Source organism: Bifidobacterium thermophilum (genome assembly GCF_037482445.1).
Taxonomy (GTDB): Bacteria; Actinomycetota; Actinomycetes; order Actinomycetales; family Bifidobacteriaceae; genus Bifidobacterium; species Bifidobacterium thermophilum_B.
The window spans coordinates 1-21,112 of sequence record NZ_JBBHLY010000005.1 but is presented as its reverse complement, the minus strand read 5'-3'; the positions used below and the strand labels follow the sequence as shown (position 1 = coordinate 21,112).

Here is a 21,112-nt window from a genome sequence, read left to right as displayed (position 1 = left end):
TATCCGACGCATGCGGCGTCGACGACGACACATCACGGAACACCACCGCATCCCAACGCGCGAAGAGCGTCTGCGCGGCACCTGCGGTGAACACGGTCGATGCCGTGACCCTCGAACCGCCGCTCTTCGCCGTATACCAGCCACTGAAGGTATGCCCGGCCCTCGCCGGGGTGGGCAACGTTCCGTACGGCTGATCCTGCGTGACCGTCTTGCTGGCCGTCTGCGCAGTACCGCCGTTCGCATCGAATGTGACCTTGTACGAGTTGGCGGTCCAATGCGCGTAGACCGTTGCGTTGCCCGTAGTCACCGTATTCGCGCCGATCTTGGAGCCGCCGCTCCTCGCGGTATACCAACCCTGGAAGGTGTAGCCCTTTCTCGAAGGCGTGGGAAGCTGCCCGTACGCACTGCCATACGTCACGGACCTCGACCCAGGCGACACCGACCCGCCGTTCGCATCGAACGACAACGTATACACGTTCGCCTTCCAACGCGCATACAGCGTCAGCCCGACGGTCACCGGCTTGCTGAAATCATACCTCGAACCGCCGCTCCTCGCGGTATACCAACCCTGGAACACATACCCCGCCCTCACGGGATCCTTCGGCGCAGCCGCCTTCGAACCATACTCGACCGTCTGCGACGGAATCGACGACCCGCCGACGGAATCGAACGACACCGTGTAGGCGCTGATGTTCCAGTCTGCTACAAGCGTTGAGTCCTGAGGAATCTCATAGGGCGTTGAACTCGTGATTTTCTTGCCGTCATGGTATTTACAATGGTTCTCTTGCCATGCCTGTTCCCACCAACCGGCGAAAGTGTATCCGGTGCGTGTAGGAGTAGGAAGCTCCCCATATGGCTGCCCTTCGGTCACTGTCTTGGATGCTGTCGGCGTGCTGCCACCATTCGCGTCAAAGGTGACCGTGTAGGTATTTGCTTTCCAATGCGCGTAGAAGGTGACATCCGAAGAGCCCATGGTGTACTCCTCACCGATCTTGGTGCCGCCTGTCGGCGCCGTATACCATCCTTCGAAGGTGTACCCCGGGCGTGTGGCCTCCGGGAAATTGTACGCATGTGACCCGTACGAGAGTGTATATGAGGACTGGCATGTCGTCCCGCCGTTGGCATCAAAATATATGGTGTGCTGCTGCGGTTCCCACTGCGCATACAGGATGACGTTATCGGTCACAGGAGTGTTGAAATCATACTTCGTCCCATCGTAGCGATCAGTGTACCAGCCGGTGAAATCATAGTTATCACGCGTCGGGTTGGCTGGGACCGGTGCCTTCGTGTTGATGGGTACGCTTTCTCGGGAAGTGGATACCTTGCCGTCGTTGCCTACGAAATAGACGGTGTATGCGACCGCGGAATCATGCGACGTCGCGTTTCCTGTGGAGATATCGATGTCGTAGAAGACAGGAGCACGATTCTGGCACTCCGTCTTGATATTGTCTGTTTCCTCATCCGACGTGCTGAACGTCCACCGTGTCTTCTTCGCCAGCCCAGTGGTATACCACACGACATGATTCCCGACGACAATCGGCTTGCAATCCGACAGCGAGCCCTTCATTGTGTACACCTTGCTCGTAAGGTTGCCTGAAGCATCCATGAACGCGTAGCTGACATCCCCGTGCGTCTCGGTTTGCACGTCGTTCTTGTCGTAGCTGCTCCACAAGATGAGGAACCGCTGCTCGCTAATCTTGACGAGCACGGGGTCGGTTGCGGTCTGATTGCCGTCGAAGGCGTTCGACGTGAGTGTCTTGGTCGTGACAGCCGACCCATCAGTCGGCACGACGCTCACCCACACGTTGCGGGCTCCTGTCTGAGTTTCGGAACCAGAGTCCGGGAAGGATTTATCCTGGTCAGCAAGGGTGCCGGCAGCAATCAATGATTTGCCGTTGCCCGCGGACTCAAGCCCGTCAAAAGTGGCTCCGGTGTAATTGTCGCCATTTGTTCCTTTGAACGTCATTATCGGGAGGATTTGCCCGTCAGATCGCCACACAGAATCATCTGCCGTTGGCGTGATGTCCTTGACGGTAATCTGCCGCGGGTTCGCATCTCCATGATCTGCCCCGTAGATCTTCCCGCCGGCCGCGACGATGAACTGGTTGAAGGAGTGCGATACATACCCCATCGCGCTGTGGTCATAGTTTTGAATCGCCGTTGCCTGTCCAAGTTTCGCCAAATCCGATTCTCTGATCCGAAACGTCATATTCGCCTGGTGATGCACACCCTTGATGTTGTACATCTTGTGGCATGTGCGGATCCACAGCTCGCCGTTTGCCTCGGTCATGCGCAGCGAACCGCCGTCGAACGGGATGTACGTGTTGATGCCGGAATATTCAGTGTTGCCGAGGTACTGCCACGACTTGGAGTATTTGGTCACGCGCACGACAGCGACGCTGTCGGATTCGTTCAGGTTGTTCTGCCCGGTGACGACGAACCGGTAGTTCGAACCGTTGAAATACCCGCCCCACAGCACTTCGGTGGCTCCAGTAGGCGTGTACGTCGACGCATCGATGGTCTTGGTGCTGACATAGGTGAACGAACTGCTGTACTGTTCGACGATCAGTGCGTTGTTGGCCCATTCAATCCGGTCATAGCCGCCATCGCTGCGGTGCTCGATTGCACTGTCGACGGTGTACGCCCAGTTTCCGCCGCCTTCCGGGCTGTACTCGTTCTTCCAGATATTGCGGGAGTGCACTTGCCGTGAACTCGCCCCGCCGGTCTCGCCTGCCATTGCAGCCGACGGCGGAACCGCCAGCAATGTCGCAGATATCAGCATGCTGACGCTCACCAGCACAGCAGGTAGCATTCGGGCGATTCGACGCCCCAGATTCTCTCTCATTGTCGTGTTCTCCCTTGCCGATTGCGGCACCCAACTCTCATGTGTTTTCATTGTATGTCTGGGCGTGCCCACCTGCTGAGTGATGAGACAAAGAGGGGCTTGCGATTGGAAGACCATTCGCAAGCCCCTCGGTACCTATCCAAGCCGAATGTCAAGCAAGGTTGTCCAGACGGTGGATGAATGCGGCCATATCTTGCCGGTAGACGGGAATCATGCCGCCGAATGTGCCGTCAGGATAGCCGGTCGTAACCTGCTGCGATGCCAGCCATAGTACATCTTGGGCATGGGGGGACGTTGGAGTCACATCACTGAACCGATTCCAGTCGGATGGCATCGGCAACCAAGTCGCCGCCCCCTGAACATGCATATTCTTGGCCAAACGCCGCAGGAAAGCAGCCATATCTTGACGATAGACCGGGTCACCCCCGCGGAACGTGCCATCCGGATATCCGGACGTGATACCTGTGTGAGCGAGCCAAAGAATGTCCTGTGCATGAGGCGTGCTCCTATTTACATCGGTAAACCGATTCCAGTCAGCCTGTGTTGGTGTCCAGGTCGCGGCATCCGACACGCCCCGACGGACTGCTTCGCGTCGCAAGAAAGCAGCCATATCTTGACGCTTAACCGTATCCATGCCGCGGAATGTACGCCTGCCGTGCCCTTCATCCCATCCCGTGGTGATATTCACATCGGCCAGCCAGGTAATGTCAGATGAATGGGGCGTAGAACTCGTAACATCGTTGAAGGTATATCGATGCTTGACTACCACGCGAACATTAACCGTCCGTGAACCGACCTTGCCTCGCACCGTGAAGGATCCTGTCTTCTGATACGACGCGGCTGGAACAGCATCCCATACGATTTTCTCGTCGGTGACTTTCCCGTTGTCCCAGGTTACTTTGGCGGTCACAGGCAACGCCGGCGGATTGTAGGCATATGTCGTCACGTCTGATAGGGTGGCGATTGACTTGATTGCGGCTTTGACCGCAATGTTGACTTTCGCGACCACCCCGTCCGAAGCCACGCTGACAGTCGTGTTGCCTTCCGACTTTCCTGTCACGGTCCCGGACGTCTTCGAGGCCACGGACGCAATCGCGGGATTCGCGGATGCCCATTCAACGATGTTCGACCGCAGCTGGGCATAGTCTGCGTGACGGTTGGAAATCAACGAGTTCAAACGAATCTGCTGATTACGTTCAAGAGACAAAGTCTGCCCGGTAACGTTGTTGTCCTTGTTGTCGACTTTATTGGTTATCGAAAGTTGAGGACGGACCACGGTGATTTTGACAGTCGCCTTCTGGTTGCCGACCTTTGCCGTGATTGTCGCCAAAGCCGATTTGCTGCCATTGGTACTTAGCGCATCCACATTGATTGATGATCCGCTCGCCGGCAGGGTAATAATCTTACCGTGAGAATCCTCGCTCCAACGTGTGTTCCCGGCACTGCTGGAAAGGCTCGCATAATCATGCAATGGGGAAATCTCAGTATAAAGACGGAACCGTTCACCCGAAGTGGCTTCAAGATTGCCATTCGTGACATAGGTCTTCCCATTATCGTCGGATGTTGGCGTAGAAAGCCCATGGTCACGCAGAATGTTCAGCTTGGCGGCAACCACACGTACTGTTGTGGTTACGGTCCTGCCGGCGAGTTTGCCGGTGATAATGACGGTACCGGGTTGTTTCGCCGACACGGTTGTGCTCGGACTGTTTTCGGAGCTAGTCACCGATGATGTTCCGGTAACCGTTGCAACACTGGTGTTTGAGGATTTCCATGTCATGGAGTTCAGCGACGCATAGTCATGCCGCTGTGCGAAGGCGAGTGTTAGCTTCGATGTCTCGCCGACTGTTAATTCCATGACTTTGCCAGTGACGTCATGAGGTTCTGGAAGCTTGCCTTGATAGGTCAACGACAATTTGGGTTCCGACACTGTTACGCTGAACGGGAATGTCATACCGCCCGTCGCGACAGTGACAGTGGTTGTACCGGTATCGATAGCGGTAAGCTTGCGGTTGGAATCAGAATCGATTGTTGCGACCTGTTTGTTGCTGGAATCCCAGTGTGCGCGGTGCTCGGTCGCGTAATCCGTATGCAGCGGTGAAATGTCATAGTTCAGTTGCAGAATCTCACCGACGGACAGGTCCACAATGCCACCTTCGTCTACGACAATCGGGCTGCTGGTCGACCCATAGTCAACTGAGATAGTGGGCGAAATAACTCTGATATTCGTTGAACTATTGATGTCTCCATACAATTGTTGAACTGTACTGTAGGAGGTTTTGCCATTCGATTCGCTGGCAATCTTGCGGTTCATGATGAAGAAGCATCCGAGCGAAACCTTGGAGTCTCCCGCAGTAAGCGTACGGATCAGCACGTTCGTGTTCTTCTGGTCCCAATTACCGTTGAAATCAATGGCGTTGGGGTTCGAAACCGTCCAACCGGGAGCGGTGTGCGTGATCTTCGTTGTCTTGCCATCACTTCCCGTGACGGTTTCGGAATAGGAACGCTGGTTATTCCACAACGAAGTGGTGAACTCATAACTGTAACGCTTGTTCTGCGCCGTGGTTCCATCACCGTCGAAAGTCACGTAATAGTTCAGTTTGGTATCTTCTCCGCCAGTCAGCTCAGTGACATCAGACGGAGCGAGTACCTTGGAATCCTGCGTGCGCACGATTTTCAGTTTCGGCTTATGCACAATGAAGTGGGCGGTGGCGGTTTCCACTTCACCACCGCTGTGGGCAATGGCTTTCACGGTTGCGGCGCCTTCTCGGAGACCTACAAACCTGTTGGACATGTCGATGGCGAGCGCGTCGCCGGTGTCGATGTCTCGGTTATTGTTTGTTTTGCAGTTCCCGTTATCGTCGTAGCTGTCGCATAGTTCAATGTATTTACCGTTGATGTACCAACTTACCGTGTTGAATTTCGCTTCGATACCGGTGCCGTTGAAATTCCACAGGTGCAACGAGACCGCTTGTCCTACTGCGATATTGACGGTCTGCCCTTCTTGCGAGATATTCCATTGTCCCACTGATTTGTCGTCGTCAATCTCGATGCGGGCGTCACCGTCTTGCTCTGCCCATGCTGGCGATGCAGTAATCAGCGATCCCGCAATCATTGAAACTGTGCATATTATCGCAGTGATTATTGCAGCAAGAGGGGTTGATTGAAGCCCTCCATACCGGCTATTCCCCGATTGCCCCATGATGACTTCTCCTTCCTGAGGCGTGATATGGGCGTAATCAACGATGCCAACGGCAGCATCGATGGTCAGCCGCGGTACTCCCTCTCCTGTGGCCTTCGGCCTCCAGTCGTTGTCTTCTCGCCCGGCTTTTTGCTCAGACATTCCTAATGTTACGCGTGATTTTGTATAGAGAAGGCTGCTGCGACGGTTGGAACGTTTGACATTCTTCGTCAGCTGTCACAGCGTGTCACATGGGCCAGTGCCGACGATGTCGACGATGTTTTTCATTATTTGCGGGTGCGGCCTGCGGTATTCTTGCCCCATGCCCAACAACCCCTTCATCCCACGCTCCATCATCGTGACCGGTGGCGCCGGTTTTATTGGTTCGAATTTCGTGCATTATGTTGTAGATAACCATCCGGAGACGCATGTGACGGTGTTGGATGCGTTGACGTATGCGGGTAACCTGGATAACCTGAAGGGCATCCCGTCGGACCGCATGGACTTCGTCCACGGCGACATCTGCGACGCCGGGCTGCTCGACAAGATCGTGCCGGGGCATGATGCAATCGTGCATTATGCGGCTGAGTCGCATAATGATAATTCGATCGCCGACCCGGAGCCGTTCGTGCGTACGAACGTGGTGGGCACGTATCGTCTGCTGGAGGCGGTGCGCAGGTACGGCATCCGTTATCATCACATCAGCACGGACGAGGTGTACGGGGACTTGGCGCTCGACGACCCGCACAAGTTCACCGAGGAGACTCCGTACCACCCGTCCAGCCCGTATTCGTCCACCAAGGCGAGCTCCGACATGCTCGTGCGCGCGTGGACACGCACCTACGGCCTGCGCACCACCATCTCGAACTGCTCCAACAACTACGGCCCGTACCAGCATGTGGAGAAGTTCATCCCGCGGCAGATCACCAACATCCTCACGGGTGTGCGCCCGAAGCTGTACGGCGCGGGCCTGAACGTTCGTGACTGGATCCATACGGAGGACCATTCCTCGGCCGTGTGGACGATCCTGACCCGTGGCCGTGTCGGCGAGACGTATCTGATCGGCGCGGACGGCGAGAAGAACAACATCGACGTGCTGCGGTTGATCCTGCGGTTGATGGGCCGGCCGGAGGACGCTTTCGACCATGTCAAGGACCGCCCGGGCCATGACCGGCGGTATGCGATCGATTCGACCAAGCTCCGGACCGAGCTGGGCTGGCAGCCCGTGCATACGGATTTCGAATCCGGCCTGAAGGCGACGATCGACTGGTATGCGAACAACCCGGAGTGGTGGGAGAAGACCAAGGCGGCGACGGAGGAGCGCTACAGGCGCCAGGGGCAGTGAGCTGTACACCCGTTCCACACACTAAACTGAAGTCAGATTGCCGATTGTTCCATCGCGGAAAGGGCGCATATGCACATGCCTGGAAAGACGCAAAACTATCCATCACACCATAATATTGATAATCACACTGTTGGCGCATCCAGCGGCAGAGTCCTTATCGAGAACCTTGATTCCGTGATGCAACGCAAGCTATGGGACGAGACACTGCACGGTCGCGTTGACACGAGCAATCCAGCATTGTTGTGGAATGACACACCGTCATTCTGGAGCTGCACATCAATCGTTCATAACAACCCAAGATTAGTTGAACGGTTCGCGGGAATTCTTCGCACGTCGTTCTTATATTGTCCGCAGATCCTGCTCACCGATGCAGAATTGTTTGACGGTATTTTCTTCCTCGCACTTGGACCGCAGGCAATCAACGAGATCTTGGGCAAGTCACTTGCCGATCCACCGTCACTTATTTTTTCCGGTCGCGGCAATACATTCGAACATTGTCTACGACTTTTTACATTACGGCGGATTAACGAGATTAAGCCTGAGTGCAAGGATACGAGATATACAGTTCGTCCATTGGAGCTCAGCTCAATGGGTCTTACCATCACCGATGATGATGCCGTGTCTTTGAATGATTCGTTCTACAATGAGCTTACCAGTCGTGTAGATGCCGCGTGCCAAGGCGCTCGCGGCATCATTGACGTGGTTATCTGGGCATATGAGCAATACTGGTCGCTTCAGGGGCATACAGCTTTGAACGACGTTCTGGTTCAATCAAACGATAATTTCGGATTTCTTGCTCAGCGTTGGAAAGAATGGTCGAATGCGATTGCCGCTGGGCGCGTCGGTTATGAAAACCAAGAGAATCCTGACTTTTACAAGCCGATACTTGGGAAGCATCCGTCCACGGATAATGTGCAACCCAAAGAGGCGTGGAGCCAAGATTTCGAGACCATCTTCCGTGAGATCGCAAAGAGCAGCGTGCCGATCATCAACTCGATCATCACACGAGCCAGCAAGAATTCCGCAGTCAGTGACCAAGCAGAAAACTATCAACAAGCCGTGAAGGACATTATCGGAGACAACGACAGGAAAAAGCCGATAATCAAACGCACAACAGCGTTCAACCGTATCGATGAAGCTTGCAACGAACGAGATATATGCACCAATAATTTGCGCAACATTCTGCGAGACTGGTATCAGTTCATGTATCAGCGGACATTAGCTTTCCATCTCGATGCCGTACTTATCGCTGTGAATGCTCCAAGGAATTCTTATGAGCAGATTGTCACGCATACACCAATCACCCAGTCAGACCATCGAACTCGCGACGGAGACCACCTAAGTAAATCGACCATAGCATCCACAAGCAAAACGCATCGCGTAGGCGCATTGGTACTTGACGAGCATGTAACCAGTGTCCTTGGGAATATGTCTGCGAGCGCATTCGGGCTATTTTGCTACCAGACTCGGACGGTAATCAACCAATGGCGCAAATGCGATGCCAGCGTCAGCATCCATAAACTGAAAGCTCGCACCAAAGACATGGCCTACTCTGTATATGAAGCAGACAAGGAGCAGGACCGCAGACAGGAAGGGCTAACTATTTGGAAAAGTTTCATGTTCGCTGCAGTGCTGTCAATCATTGCCGCAATGTGTGACAATGTTTGGTTTGGAAATTTCCAATCAAATCAAATATGGATTGTCGTTCTTGTTTCATGGTTCGTATCAATGATTCCAAATTTCATTGAGATTATAAATTGGGAACGCGGCGTACATAAGGGCGCAAAAACCGTTATTTATATGGATCGGCCTGACTTCGAAACCACACCGTCATCTGAAGAGGAAGGAAGATGATGCGGACAGACAACAACAACGACGATGTTGTTGCCCCGGTCGAGGACGGGGTTCCGCCGCTGATCGTCAGTGATGAACATGTCGTATACCGAGATTATTTCGCTGCGGATTACACCGTGTTCGAATGTCAAGCCACAGTGCGTGAAACAGGCGAAACATTCCGCATGCACACCACCGAGGTAAGCGGCGGACGAACCGGGGCCGCGTGCATCGTACGGCTAGAATCAACAACAGTTGACGGATCCGTCGCGGCGCGCTACCTGATTGCCAGACATTGGCGCGTTTCCACGCATGCTTGGGGGTGGGAGTTTCCACGCGGCATGGGCGAGGAACATGAGTCCGCAGAGGAAACCGCACAGCGCGAATTGAAGGAAGAAACGGGGATCAGCGTGCCGCTTGAATGCGTGAAAGTTGTGCAACTTATCCACGCAGACACCGGGGTACTCCGCGACTCAATCGCAGTCGCTGAAATCGCAGTGGCCGACACCGATATCGCTAGTCGATCGGCAAAGAATCGTACAGGTGGCACCGACTGGGAGCTAAGGAACGCACACTGGGTCGACGCCAACACATTACGCGCCATGATTGCAAACGGTGAAATCACCGATGGCATCACGCTCGCTTGTTGGGCAATTCACGAGTGTCGAGAGAGCTCTACGCAACGTAGATAGCCATACCGACAACAGCATTGCGCAGCGAACGAAGGATTCAAATGCTTGGTACGACAGTCAACGATATGGCCCCGACTGCAACGGCTCCGTTTGGCAACGCCGGGCGGCCCCGCAGTTCGCACACCTGAAAAAACAATGCGGGGCGCTAGGCAACCCACGGGTCATCCCGCGTGCGCCCAGCGCCCCGCATCAGCCATTCCAGCTGTTCAGTCAAGCAGCCACCTGCCAGCCACCCAACTCACTCGGCAGTCTGCAGCTGCGCACCCTCAAGGTCGAAGTCGGCCATGTGGTAGCTCTTGATGGCCGGATCCTCGTATGTGTTCTTGTAGTAGGTGTTGGTCTTGGCGGAGAAGCCGCTCGTGTAGATCGTCTTCTCGTACTGGCCGTTGCTCATGAGCGCGCAGCCGTCCACCATCGCCGCGGAATCCAGCGTGTGGAACAGGCGGGAGACGTTCGACTCCTCGGTCTTCTGCGCCGGGTAGTGGGCGTTCGTGTAGGCGGCGCGCACGAAACGCGACGGCGAGCTGTAGTCGCCCGGAATGCCGCGCATGCCGGAGCCGGAGCCCCACGCGCTGAGTTCCTGGGTGCCCCACTTGACCGGCTCGGGGACGCGCGGATCCATGCTCAGGTAGTTGCGCAGGTTTTCGGTGTGCCAGTCGAAGGTCGGCTGGTTGGCGAGCACGTCGACGCCATCGTGGTGCACGTGGATGCCGTCGGCCATGGCTTCGATCACGATGCTGCGCTTGCCGTCGCCGACGATCCAGTGCAGGAACGAGACCGGATACTGCTCGTTGACCTGCTTGCCCACGACGGTCACGTTCTTCAGGGCTTCCTCGACCTCGTCAACGGTGGAGAAGCTGCGAGCGATCCAGAACGGCAGCTCATAGGCGGCGACGTTGACCGTGCCGTCCACCGGAGCGTCTGCATACTGGGCATACCCCGGGAAGTTCAGGCCGGCGACCGCCAGGCCCTCGTCATTCGCGCAGTCGAAGTACATCGGCATGCCTTCGACGATGATGCCGACGCCCATGACCGGCTTCGGGTTGGAGACCGTCGCATTATACGCGACCGGCGCCTGGTAGCCGCGCGGCGTCACCACAATCTTCTCGCCGTACGAGAACGACCAGTCAAGATTGCGGCCGAAATACATGTTCCCGTCTTCATCTGCAAAGCGAACACCAGTGCACATGTCACCTGCTCCTTCCATAACGCCCCTCGTGGGGGCCTGCGGATTGTTCGGTTCTGGTCTCGCCGTCGGATTGTCTGATGCACCGGCGTTCCGGTGTTCTGGCGTTGCGGCGTTCCGGCGTGCGGCGATTCCGATCACCCGCGTTGTTGTTTTCACTATCGAGCATAGCGTTTCCGGATTGCGAGGATATGGAGGTTTGGGGGTGTGTTCATCAGTTGTTTTCCTTGATATCATGCGGGAATGGCATAGGGGTTCGCCTTGGGAGCGCACGTCTTGCATTTACGAAAACGGTAGAAGATTTTCAGGTTATTTTTAGGATTGGGGGTGGGGTTGATGGGGTGAATAGGGGGTCTGGTGACGGAGAGCGGAATGAGACCGGCGAGCGCCTGGCTGGCGGGCTGACTGGTTGGCGGGCTGACCGGTCAGTGATGCGACGAGATGAGGAGTCGAGGTGATGATGTGATGACGCGATGGCGCGATGACGTAATTAAGTAATGGCGTAATGACATGATGACAAGGCGATGAGGCGACAGGGCGAGTCGTGTACCGAGACCAAATCGGAGATCACAGGATGGAATCGGAACCAGTCCACGCGAGCACTGGCTGGCACCGGTCCATCCGCCACGGCAACACCAAAAACCACTTGATTCCAATGAATCACGCACACTACGACAATCAACCATCGCCCGATCACCCGCATGAAACACCCAAACCACGGACCAAACCAGAGAACGAACGCCGAAAACCAATCCAGTCCACACCGGCACCGACCAACACGCAGACACCAGCCACCCACCACACCGGAGATCAGCGGAATTCCAACGACCCGCCGACAGGACCAGCACCAACCACCAGCCCGCCAACCACACAACCACCCGTACCCGTAGACCGGATCGGAGAACACACACCGAAATCGGAACCAGTCCACACCGGCACCGGCCGACACCGGTCCATCAATCCCTGCGATACCACAAAACCGCTAAATTCCAACAACCCGCACGCGCAGAGACAATCAACCACCGTACGGTCATCCGCATGAAACATCCAAACAACGGACCAAACCAGAGAACGGGAGCATAAAACCGATTCGGTCCACACGAGCGCCGACCAACACGCATCCATCGCCACCGGCCACACCGAAAACCCTTAGAATCCCAACTACCCACCAGCACCCCAGATACCAACCACCGGCGCATTTGCCGCACAACGGTCTGAGTCCACGGACCAAACCCGAAATAACACGGCAACACCGAAATCAGTCCTCACTCAACCGCCAAGCATCAGGACATTGTCCGCTGCAGCACACAGCATTCGGCGCACTATCATTTGACGTCACCATCACATACACTTGATTTATCAACGCCACAAACACCACGAAGGGAGGAACCCATGGATTCACCAACAGCACTGGCCGAGCCGCATCGAATCGCCGATCCAATCATGCTGACAGACAAGCAGATCAGCGAGCGCCGCCGGAACATCGAACGGCAATATGGCTCCGCAGCAACCCTTCGCAGGAAACAAGCCATGGGCGCCTTATCATTCGAGGAATATCTCGCGCTGCAACAAATTGAAGGCCTTGACTATCTCGAGAAGGGATGATGCATGTCAGCCGAGGGTGAACAGGCCAGACAATTCGCACAACGTTTAGAAAATCTCCTCCAGAACGTACTTCCCGCTTGCAACGACGCTTTTACTGCAACACCTCAAGGCAAATACCGCAAACAAGGAAAAACCGTTTATCTCATACAACAACGAGACAACTCAGGTATCCCACTCACCTGTGACGGAGATGAAATTCTCAGGCTGCGATATTCCTTCCTGTGCTCTTGCAAAACACCCCGGTCAATGCTTCAAGTTGACAAATCAGATATCCTTCTTGCGGCTGATTCTGGGCATGCTCCCCTGTGTCATTACGACTATGTCAGATCTCCACAATCTGACATCCCAGCTGCACATATCAATATTCATGGCTCCAATGATGCAGCGACCCGAATCATGCTTTCATGTGTTAACGGCAAACGCTCGAAAAACAGAAGAAAACAATATCTGGACAAAGGCCTTTTCCCCACATTTTCATCTTTGCATTTTCCTGTCGGCGGTGATCGTCTTCGTCCCGGGCTCGAGGATGTACTTGAGATGGCAATATACGAGTTTCATATTGACACCCAACCTCAGTGGAAAACGTCTCTCGACCAAAGCAGAGAAGAATATCGTACTGCGCAAATCAGGGCGATTGTCCACGAATTTCCTGATTTGGCGTACGACACGCTGATTGAGGACGGATACGATTTAAAACAACGGCCAAATCGACCCAATCGGTCTGATCGAGATAGCATGCTCATCCGCTATTGATATTCGCTCTTCTAAGCCTACACTGGTATTCATTATTCATGCGAGTCCAGTTTGTCAACCGCCAACAAACTTCTGCGCTTCGCACGAAAATACGATTATTCCTTCATTATCTCTTCCCTCAACTCACCCCATCCAAACTGGTTACACTGAAAACGGGCTCAGCGTAACCAGTTTGGATGGCGGATTTTCGAGTGTCAGCTGATACCACCTGCCCCTGCGAAGCGCATCGCTTGCGCAACCTGCGCCCACAGGATATGTGCAGCGCCGCAGCACGGCACATCGCTTCGATTTGCGCGTACGTAGAGTTATATGTTCGGAAAGTTGCGTGTACGGAGGGTTGCACAATCAGCATTGTGCGTTGACAATCCGAACAGCACCAGCAACTTCACCGGCACCGACAGGACCGACACCACCAGTATCTGCAACACGAACCGAACCGGCGGGACCGACGGAACCAGCAGCGCCACCACCGGCGGCACCACCGCCATCACCGGTCCCGGCCCCGGATCCGGGCTGCGACTCATTCTCACCGACCGCACTGCTAGCTTCACTATCGCCCGCAACATCAGTTCCCCGCACCCGCGCAGTCTCACTCCCCCGCGTCTTCGGGAGCAACAGCTGCAAGGCAATCGCGACCGTTCCCCCGACCGCGATGCCGGACGACAGGAAATACTGAATGAACTGCGGCGCCATTTGAATCACCGAGCCAGGCAGGATCATGGTGCTCACGCCGCTCATCACCGACACGCCGAGTATCATCGTCGCCCGGTCATCCATTACGGTGTCTTTCACCATTTTCACGCCGTTTGAAATCAGGGTCATGCACACCATGGCGAATACACCGTTGATCACCGGGGTCGGCAGCGAGGTGATGACGGCCATGAGTTTCGGGCAGAATCCAAGGCACACGAGGATGGCACCGCCCGCGATGACGACCCGACGGGATGCCACCTTGGTGATGGCAATCAGCCCGGCGTTTGAGGAGTAGCCGGTCATCGGGGTCCCGCCGAACAACGCCCCGACCAGGCATCCGAGCCCTTCACCAATGGTTCCCCGGTCTATGCGCTCATCTTCCATCGGTTCGCCAGTAATCGCCTGCACGGTGAACCATGTTCCAGTCGTGTCGAGCAGCACGAACAGGTACACGACCGTCATCAGCAGGCAAGCTTGAAGATTGAACTGCGGGGCACCGAAGTGGAAGACCTGCGGAAGGGAAAACCATGAAGCCTGTCCCACAGCGCTGAAATCCGTTCCTCCCATAATCCACGCCGCCAGCGTGCCGGCAGCCAATGCGATGATGACGGAGAACATGTGCAGTACCCGGCTGTTGCGCATGCGGTACTGGGCGATCATGCACACGAGCAGCACAGCGAACGTTACGCATCCGCTGACCGCATTCACCGTGAAGTTCCCGCTTGTGCTGAACACTCCTGTCACCGCGGTCGGCACGAGGGTCAGCCCGACTATGAGGATGATGATGCCGCCGATGAACGGCGGAATCGCCTTGCGGATGAATTTCGAGAATACTTTCGTCACGCCGAGCAGCATGATGACGATCGCCCCGGGCAACAGGCTGCCGATCATGGTGGGTATGCCCATGGTGGCTCCAATTGCGCATAGCGCGGCGAGCGGCACGTACGAGGGGCCTTGGACTATCGGGTATTTCATGAACAGGCCGCTTTGTAGCAGGGTCGCGATACCGCATGCGAAGAAACTCATTTGCAGGAGGAACGAAAGGTCACCACCCTTCAATCCGATCGCGCCGCCGAGAATCAGCGGCATGATGTAGAGGTCCATTGACAGTACATGCTGGAGACCAAGAATCAGTGATTTTCCTACTGGAATCTTGTCGTTTACCCCAGCAATGAGATGCTGGCTGTGTTGTTGAGTCATGATGATGCTCCTGAACGATGATGGAAGGTGTGATCTTTGGTAGATATTTGGTAGAATTACTAATTTCTATGTGCAATTGACAGCATTCAGTTGTCTGCTAGCTGTCGACGCAATTTGTCCAGTTCTGTTTCGATTGACGACGCCAGGTCACGCTCGTCGAGACCGCACGCGAAGCTTCCATTGCGGTACACCACGTTGCCGTTGACGATGGTCGCGGCTATATTTTCCGGGGTCGCGGAATAGACGAGGGTCGCGTATGGGTCGTGCATCGGGATAGACGTAAGATGTCGGGGTTCGAACAGCACCAGGTCCGCACGCTTGCCGACTTCGATGCTGCCGAGCCTGTCCTCCATACCGATGGCCTTCGCCCCGCCGTTGGTCGCCATGGCGACGGTCTGCTCGGCCGTGATCCTCGCGGCATCCCTGCTGAAGCCCTTCTGAATGAGCGCCGCAAATTTGAGGCTTTCCAGATAATTGGTCGTATTGTTGCTTGCTGCCCCGTCAGTGCCGACTGACACGTTCACGCCCGCATCGAGGCATTCGCGGATTGGCGCAGCCCCGGACCCGAGGTACATGTTGGACACTGGATTATAGCTGATCGACACACCGTGGTCAGCAAAGCGCCGGATCTCATCATCCGTGAGATTCACACAATGTACCCCGAGCATCTTGTCTGTGAGGAATCCCATGTCATCAAGCATCGGGACAATGTCCTGCCCGTAGCGTTCACGACACATGGCGTTGTCAACCTCGGTCTCATCGATATGCATGGCGTAACGCACGTTTTCCGACAGGCAATAATCCAGCATCGTGCGGTATCCCTCGCGTGTCGTGGACCAGGTGACGTCCGGACCGGTCCAGATGGAGAGCATATCACCACGGTCCGCATAATCCTTGCGCAGCCTGGAAACTTCGTCCATGGCTTGCTCAGCGGATTCGACCATGCACGCCGGCATCCCGTAATCTTCCCCGGTGTCCTGGAATGTGCGGATGAACACGCTTCTGATACCGGTGTCTTCCATTCCCGCGATACAACCGTCGGCCAGCTGTGGATCCTGATCGGTGTAGAAGAATTCACACAAGGTGGTGCACCCGCTTTTCAGCGCTTCCATGCAGGTCAGCTGCGCCGCAAGACGATGCTGATACGGTGTCATCAGTGCTCCATACGGCAGTGCGGACCGATTCAGCCATTCAATCAGCCGATGGTCGGCACCCAGACCTTTGAGGAACGACTGGAAAATATGCGTATGCGTGTCAATGAAGCCGGGAAGCAGAACCTGGCCGGTGGCATCAATGGTTTGTTTCGCTTCAATGTCTGCAGGAGCGGCGCCTTCTCCGATTTGAACAATCACGCCATCGTCCACGACGACATAACCGTTGTGAATGACCCGGCGCGACGCATCCATGGCGCAGACTGTCGCATGACAGATCAGAAGGTCTACTGATTCTTCAGTTTCTTCGGTTTGATTGGTAGATTGATTCATGGTTCCCACTTTCCTTGCACGCCTTGCGAACTTCCCAAGCAGGGGCATTCGGGGCGATGCATCGTTTGCGGATTCGTCCCAACGAGGCTGAGGCCTCGCCGCCTGCGTTTTGGTATCAAGGAAAACGAAGAAAACTCGTGACTCCAACCATACGGGCCAGCCGGTTAACGCGGTTGGCGGATTGTGTTACGAGCGCATGTATCGCGGACACATTGTGGAAACAGAGGGTTTGGAGTGGTGCGGGAGTTCAAGAGCGAGACGTCATTCAGCCCGCGCGCATCAGCGCGAGGATGGATCCTTGTGGAAAGACCATTTTTCCTATGTCTGCATCGGGTCGGTCTGGTTCATATTGACTTGTCGGGCGCCATCGCTGTTCTGGACAGTTTCATCGTTCAATCAGAACGGTGTTATTAACTGGCCTCAGGGGATCGGCCCAACAAGCGGAATTCCGACGGGCTACCGAACATCCCGACACCGAATCGGATAACACACGACGAAATCGGAACTAGTCCGAGCACGTACCGGCCAGCAACAATCCACCAACCACATCTCCACCGTAAAACCGCGGAATACCAACAATCCGCATGCGCCCGGACAACAAGCACCGCTTGCAACCCGGCAACCCGACTGAATACGCGGACCAAACCGAAAACAAGAACCGAAAACCGATCCAGTCCGCTTCTCCACCTCTGCGTCGCAACCGTCCGCTCTGCCGGGCAACACCATCTGCGTTTACTTCACAGTCACCCGGTATAGCGCACCGACGTGCCCGGCAATCGCGGTGACAGTCGCGCTGCCGCAGCCAACGGCGGTGACGACGCCGTTCTGGTCGACCCGCACCACCTTGGGGTCGGTGCTCCCCCATACGATGCCATTGAGATACGTGGCATCCGCCGGGGTCACCGTGGCTTGCAATGCAACGGAGTCGCCAAGGCTCAGCGAGTCGGCCACTGCGGAACCGGAAGCACCGGCAATACCACCGGAACCACCAGCCCCGGAACTGCCAGATCCACCCGAATCGTTCCGCCCGATCGCCACCTTCTGTACGGGAATATACACGACAGTGACATCCAGACGCCCTTCGACCCCGCTCGCCGCCCGCGCGGTAATGGTCGTATTCCCGGCGTGCAGGGCGGTCACGCGGCCCTCGCCGTCCACGGATGCCACGGCCGGGTCGCTTGACCGCCAGGTGAGTGTCTTGTCGGTCGCGTTCGTCGGCGTGATCGCAGCATCAACCGGGAACGTGCTGCCGAGCTGCATGCTCAGGTGCGACCCTGCGCCCCGTCCGCTCAAATCCACGGATTCGACGTCGATATCCCTCGTGCCGATCGCTTTGACAAGCACGTTGCCGCTCGTGTAATTGGATGTCAGGTAGGTGCGCAGCTCAGTGGAATCGACCCACGACCCGTAGTAGTACACGTAGCTCTCGCCCGCGTTGGAGGTCACGTTGTAGGCTCCCTTGCTGCCGCCTTCCACGAGATAGTAGTAGGGCGTGCCGTTGCTCGCAGCCTTGCCGCTGGTCTGCTTGAGCGTCACCACGACCGCATACCGCTGGCCTTTGGCAAGCCCGACCGCCTTGTCGAGTCTTACGGTGTGATAGCCGGTGTAGGCAAGGTCGGCGACTTGTCCGTCGACGACTTTGGTGCCGCTGGTCGGCATCTTGCCGTCGCCATCCACATACACGTCGATGGTCGCCTCGGTGTTGTCCATCATGGTCCACAACCCGACCGCCTTGATATGCTGCGCGTGGCTGGCAGTGAAGATGTTCGCTTCCGGCATGGGTTCGGAGTTGGATGAAATGGCTTGCGCGGTGGTGCCGTCGTACTGGTCGATGGTGTCGTACTCGTGTACGGTGTTGCCGGCTGCGGTGCTCACGTCAGCGTCTTCCGTCCGGTACCTGACGACGTCGTCCAGTGTGGTGTCCATGTAGGACAGCCAGTGGAATCCTTGGTCGCCGGGGTATGTTCCCCACTGGTTTTTCAGCAGCCATGCGCCGTCTTCCTTGGGCACGATGTAGTCCTGGGTCACGGTATTATCCACGTCGGTCGTGTAGGTCACTTTTACGACTTCGGCGACAGTGGAGTCGTATTCACGCGTGTTGCCGTTGCCGTCAAGCAATGGCACCATGAAGTTGAACCTGCTGTAAGTATCATCCCATCCGGCGAGGGCGACCATGTGGTTGCTTGCGCCGCCGAATGAGCTGGCGTGGATGGCGAACTGGTTGGTGTGCTTGCTTTGGTCGTTGGTCGCGTTGACGGTTGCTGTGCCGTCAGAGGTCGAAATGACTCGGGCGTTGCGCACGTTTGAGGAAACCTGACCTTTCCCGCCCTGCTGAATGTACAGGCTCGCCTCCAACGCGCCCGCATTATAGATGGCTTGTTTGATGGTGTTGCGTTTGTTCGCGTCTGGGATGGTTTGCCAGGATGAGTCGACGCTGTAGGGTGACGGCAGCTGTTCAACGTCCGAGATGTGCAGCTGGGATTGTCCGCTGGTGCTGGCGCCGCGCCGGTACATGGTGTCGGCGTTGGCGACGCTGAATGTGGTCTGGTATGGGTTGAGGGCTTCGTCGGTTTCGCCATACCATCCGGCGAGGGTCGCCGCGGTTTCTCCCCAGTTGCCGCCGTTATCGTACCCGTGGTATTTCGTGTACACGCTGCCGACCCCGCCAAAGTTGAGGGAGAACGCGTCGTTTTTCCCGGTGTACGTGTTGAATACCGAATAGACGAGGTTCGCTTCGGAGTAGTCAGGCAGCGTGGAGGACACGTTCGGCGAGATGCGGCCAGTAGAAAGGACGGTGGCGCTGCCGGCGCTGTTGCCGTTCGGCTGCGCGCTGTCTTGGGCTTTGCGCAGCACGTTCGATTCGACGGCTGAGGTCGCCCCGAACGCCCAGCAGATGGGGTAGCCGCCTTGGTCTTTGACGCTGGTGACTGGCGCCTGGTATTGGCCTGGCAGCGAGACGCGCGGCGCCATACGTCGGCGCTGGCGTGTTGACGTGCCGGTGTCTTGGCTCCGATCGGGATTGTTGAGGGTGACGACATCCCCGTTACGCACGATGTTCACACGCGAGTATGCTTCGCTCAGCTGTTCGGCAAGTTGTTTGGCTGCGGTCTGTTCGGCGCTGGCCGGTGATGCGGTTGCGCCGGATTGCGCAGCGTAGCCGGGCACTACTGTGATGAGGGCTGCGGACAGGAGTGCGGCGAGCCCAGTAGCGAGCAGGGTGGGGTGTGCGTGTTTGCGTGTCATGTTGGTTTCTCTGGTATGGTCCGGACGTCGTTGCCTTGGGAATCGGGATTGTATGGGGTAATAGAAGGGGTGAAAGGAGGGGCGACCCTGTTGTGGGCCGCCCCTCGGGGGCATCATACGAGGGTTCCGTATGATGTCATTGGTCGTGTCGCGGTTACTTCACCGTGATGGTGACCAGTACCGAACGCGACGGCGTGTAGGCCCTGTACCTCATGGTGCCAGCCTTATGCGCGTACACTGTGCCGTCAGCATCGATGGTCGCCACCGACGTGTCGTCACCGGCAAGCGTGTACCAGATGACATGCTGGTTGGCCTTAGCAGGGGCGACGCTGGTCGTCAGCTGCGTGGAGGTTCCGGCGTTCATGGTCAGCGTATAGGTTTCACCGCTGCCGGACAGACCGCTACCAGACAAGCTGAGGGAGGTCGCCGGATCCGGGGAGTCTCCACCATCGTTGACCAGGGTCTTCTGCGCGGTGAGCACGGTGCCGTCCGCACGGGTCGCCTTCACGGTCAGCGTGGCGGTTCCCTTGTCATACTTCGGCTCGATGACGATGGTGCGACCGGTCACAGTCTTGTCGAAGGTGGCGCTACCAAGGTCGCCGCCACCCCAGGTTGTGAACTGGAACGCGGTCGTATCGGACAGGGTCCAGGAGACAGACGCGAAATCGCTGCCGTCCGCTTCGCGGGCGGTGATCTGGCGGCTGTACTGCCAGCTCAGCGTAGTGCTGTCGCCGTCGAGACCGACGAGGTTCAGCCCGCTGGTGGACGGTGCCGTCACGGTGACGGTGACGGTGGCGCTCTTGCCGCCTGCGGCAGCCGTGATTTTCGCGGTACCCGCCTTCACGGCAGACACATAACCCGTACCGGTCACCGAAGCGACCGACGCGTCAGACGAACTCCACGTGACCGTCTTGCTCGTTGCGTTCGACGGGCTCACCGCAGCCGACAACTGCACCGACTTGCCCTTGGCGAGCGACAGCTTGCCATTGGACACACCGGAACCGGAAATCGCAACGGAGGTGACGGGGACGCCAGCGGATGCGGACAGGACCTGC

12 protein-coding genes are annotated in these 21,112 nt (G+C 56.5%); 5 read left to right on the top strand and 7 right to left on the bottom strand.

Annotated elements, in window-relative coordinates; all coding sequences use genetic code 11:
- On the bottom strand, positions 1-2,737 hold a 2,737-nt coding region (locus WD012_RS05280), incomplete at its 3' end, for an InlB B-repeat-containing protein (protein ID WP_339562735.1).
- A gap of 259 nt (positions 2,738-2,996) precedes the next feature.
- Positions 2,997-6,185, bottom strand: a complete 3,189-nt coding sequence (locus tag WD012_RS05275; RefSeq protein ID WP_339562734.1) for an S-layer homology domain-containing protein — start codon at positions 6,183-6,185, stop codon at positions 2,997-2,999.
- A gap of 160 nt (positions 6,186-6,345) precedes the next feature.
- Between WD012_RS05275 and rfbB the strand changes: the two genes are divergently transcribed.
- From rfbB to WD012_RS05260, 3 genes are all read left to right on the top strand, one after another.
- Positions 6,346-7,368: a dTDP-glucose 4,6-dehydratase gene (rfbB, locus tag WD012_RS05270; protein WP_339562733.1), complete on the top strand. Its 1,023-nt coding sequence runs from the start codon at positions 6,346-6,348 to the stop codon at positions 7,366-7,368.
- A 75-nt stretch (positions 7,369-7,443) separates the two neighbouring features.
- Positions 7,444-9,222 (top strand): hypothetical protein, encoded by a 1,779-nt coding sequence (locus tag WD012_RS05265; protein ID WP_339562732.1) that lies wholly within the window; start codon positions 7,444-7,446, stop codon positions 9,220-9,222.
- Positions 9,219-9,893: an NUDIX hydrolase gene (locus tag WD012_RS05260; protein WP_339562731.1), complete on the top strand. Its 675-nt coding sequence runs from the start codon at positions 9,219-9,221 to the stop codon at positions 9,891-9,893. Before WD012_RS05265 ends, WD012_RS05260 begins: the two co-directional genes overlap by 4 nt.
- Before the next feature lie 238 nt (positions 9,894-10,131).
- On the opposite strand, the gene bsh is transcribed toward WD012_RS05260, so the two are convergent.
- Positions 10,132-11,082 carry a choloylglycine hydrolase gene (gene bsh / locus WD012_RS05255; protein ID WP_339562730.1) on the bottom strand — a complete coding sequence of 317 codons (951 nt, stop codon included), beginning with the start codon at positions 11,080-11,082 and terminating at the stop codon, positions 10,132-10,134.
- Positions 11,083-12,471: 1,389 nt separating this feature from the next.
- On the opposite strand from bsh, the gene WD012_RS05250 reads away from it, so the two are divergent.
- Positions 12,472-12,684 carry a hypothetical protein gene (locus WD012_RS05250; RefSeq protein WP_300745791.1) on the top strand — a complete coding sequence of 71 codons (213 nt, stop codon included), beginning with the start codon at positions 12,472-12,474 and terminating at the stop codon, positions 12,682-12,684.
- Positions 12,685-12,687: 3 nt separating this feature from the next.
- Complete coding sequence (locus tag WD012_RS05245; protein ID WP_300745792.1) at positions 12,688-13,437, top strand: hypothetical protein; 750 nt, start codon at positions 12,688-12,690, stop codon at positions 13,435-13,437.
- A 345-nt stretch (positions 13,438-13,782) separates the two neighbouring features.
- On the opposite strand, the gene WD012_RS05240 is transcribed toward WD012_RS05245, so the two are convergent.
- The 4 genes from WD012_RS05240 to WD012_RS05225 form a co-directional block, all read right to left on the bottom strand.
- Positions 13,783-15,330 carry a uracil-xanthine permease family protein gene (locus WD012_RS05240; RefSeq protein WP_339562729.1) on the bottom strand — a complete coding sequence of 516 codons (1,548 nt, stop codon included), beginning with the start codon at positions 15,328-15,330 and terminating at the stop codon, positions 13,783-13,785.
- An 86-nt stretch (positions 15,331-15,416) separates the two neighbouring features.
- Positions 15,417-16,814, bottom strand: a complete 1,398-nt coding sequence (locus WD012_RS05235) for an amidohydrolase family protein (RefSeq protein ID WP_339562728.1) — start codon at positions 16,812-16,814, stop codon at positions 15,417-15,419.
- 732 nt (positions 16,815-17,546) lie between these two features.
- Positions 17,547-20,057 (bottom strand): lectin like domain-containing protein, encoded by a 2,511-nt coding sequence (locus WD012_RS05230; protein WP_339562727.1) that lies wholly within the window; start codon positions 20,055-20,057, stop codon positions 17,547-17,549.
- Positions 20,058-20,211: 154 nt separating this feature from the next.
- A partial coding sequence (locus WD012_RS05225; RefSeq protein WP_339562726.1) for an Ig-like domain-containing protein occupies positions 20,212-21,112 on the bottom strand: 901 nt, incomplete at its 5' end.

What these genes read in the sequence shown, in the direction of transcription:
- WD012_RS05275 (WP_339562734.1), bottom strand. Translation starts at nt 6,185, where the DNA reads ATGTCTGAGCAAAAAGCCGGGCGAGAAGACAACGACTGGAGGCCGAAG.
- rfbB (WP_339562733.1), top strand. Translation starts at nt 6,346, where the DNA reads ATGCCCAACAACCCCTTCATCCCACGCTCCATCATCGTGACCGGTGGC.
- WD012_RS05265 (WP_339562732.1), top strand. Translation starts at nt 7,444, where the DNA reads ATGCCTGGAAAGACGCAAAACTATCCATCACACCATAATATTGATAAT.
- WD012_RS05260 (WP_339562731.1), top strand. Translation starts at nt 9,219, where the DNA reads ATGATGCGGACAGACAACAACAACGACGATGTTGTTGCCCCGGTCGAG.
- bsh (WP_339562730.1), bottom strand. Translation starts at nt 11,082, where the DNA reads ATGTGCACTGGTGTTCGCTTTGCAGATGAAGACGGGAACATGTATTTC.
- WD012_RS05250 (WP_300745791.1), top strand. Translation starts at nt 12,472, where the DNA reads ATGGATTCACCAACAGCACTGGCCGAGCCGCATCGAATCGCCGATCCA.
- WD012_RS05245 (WP_300745792.1), top strand. Translation starts at nt 12,688, where the DNA reads ATGTCAGCCGAGGGTGAACAGGCCAGACAATTCGCACAACGTTTAGAA.
- WD012_RS05240 (WP_339562729.1), bottom strand. Translation starts at nt 15,330, where the DNA reads ATGACTCAACAACACAGCCAGCATCTCATTGCTGGGGTAAACGACAAG.
- WD012_RS05235 (WP_339562728.1), bottom strand. Translation starts at nt 16,814, where the DNA reads ATGAATCAATCTACCAATCAAACCGAAGAAACTGAAGAATCAGTAGAC.
- WD012_RS05230 (WP_339562727.1), bottom strand. Translation starts at nt 20,057, where the DNA reads ATGACACGCAAACACGCACACCCCACCCTGCTCGCTACTGGGCTCGCC.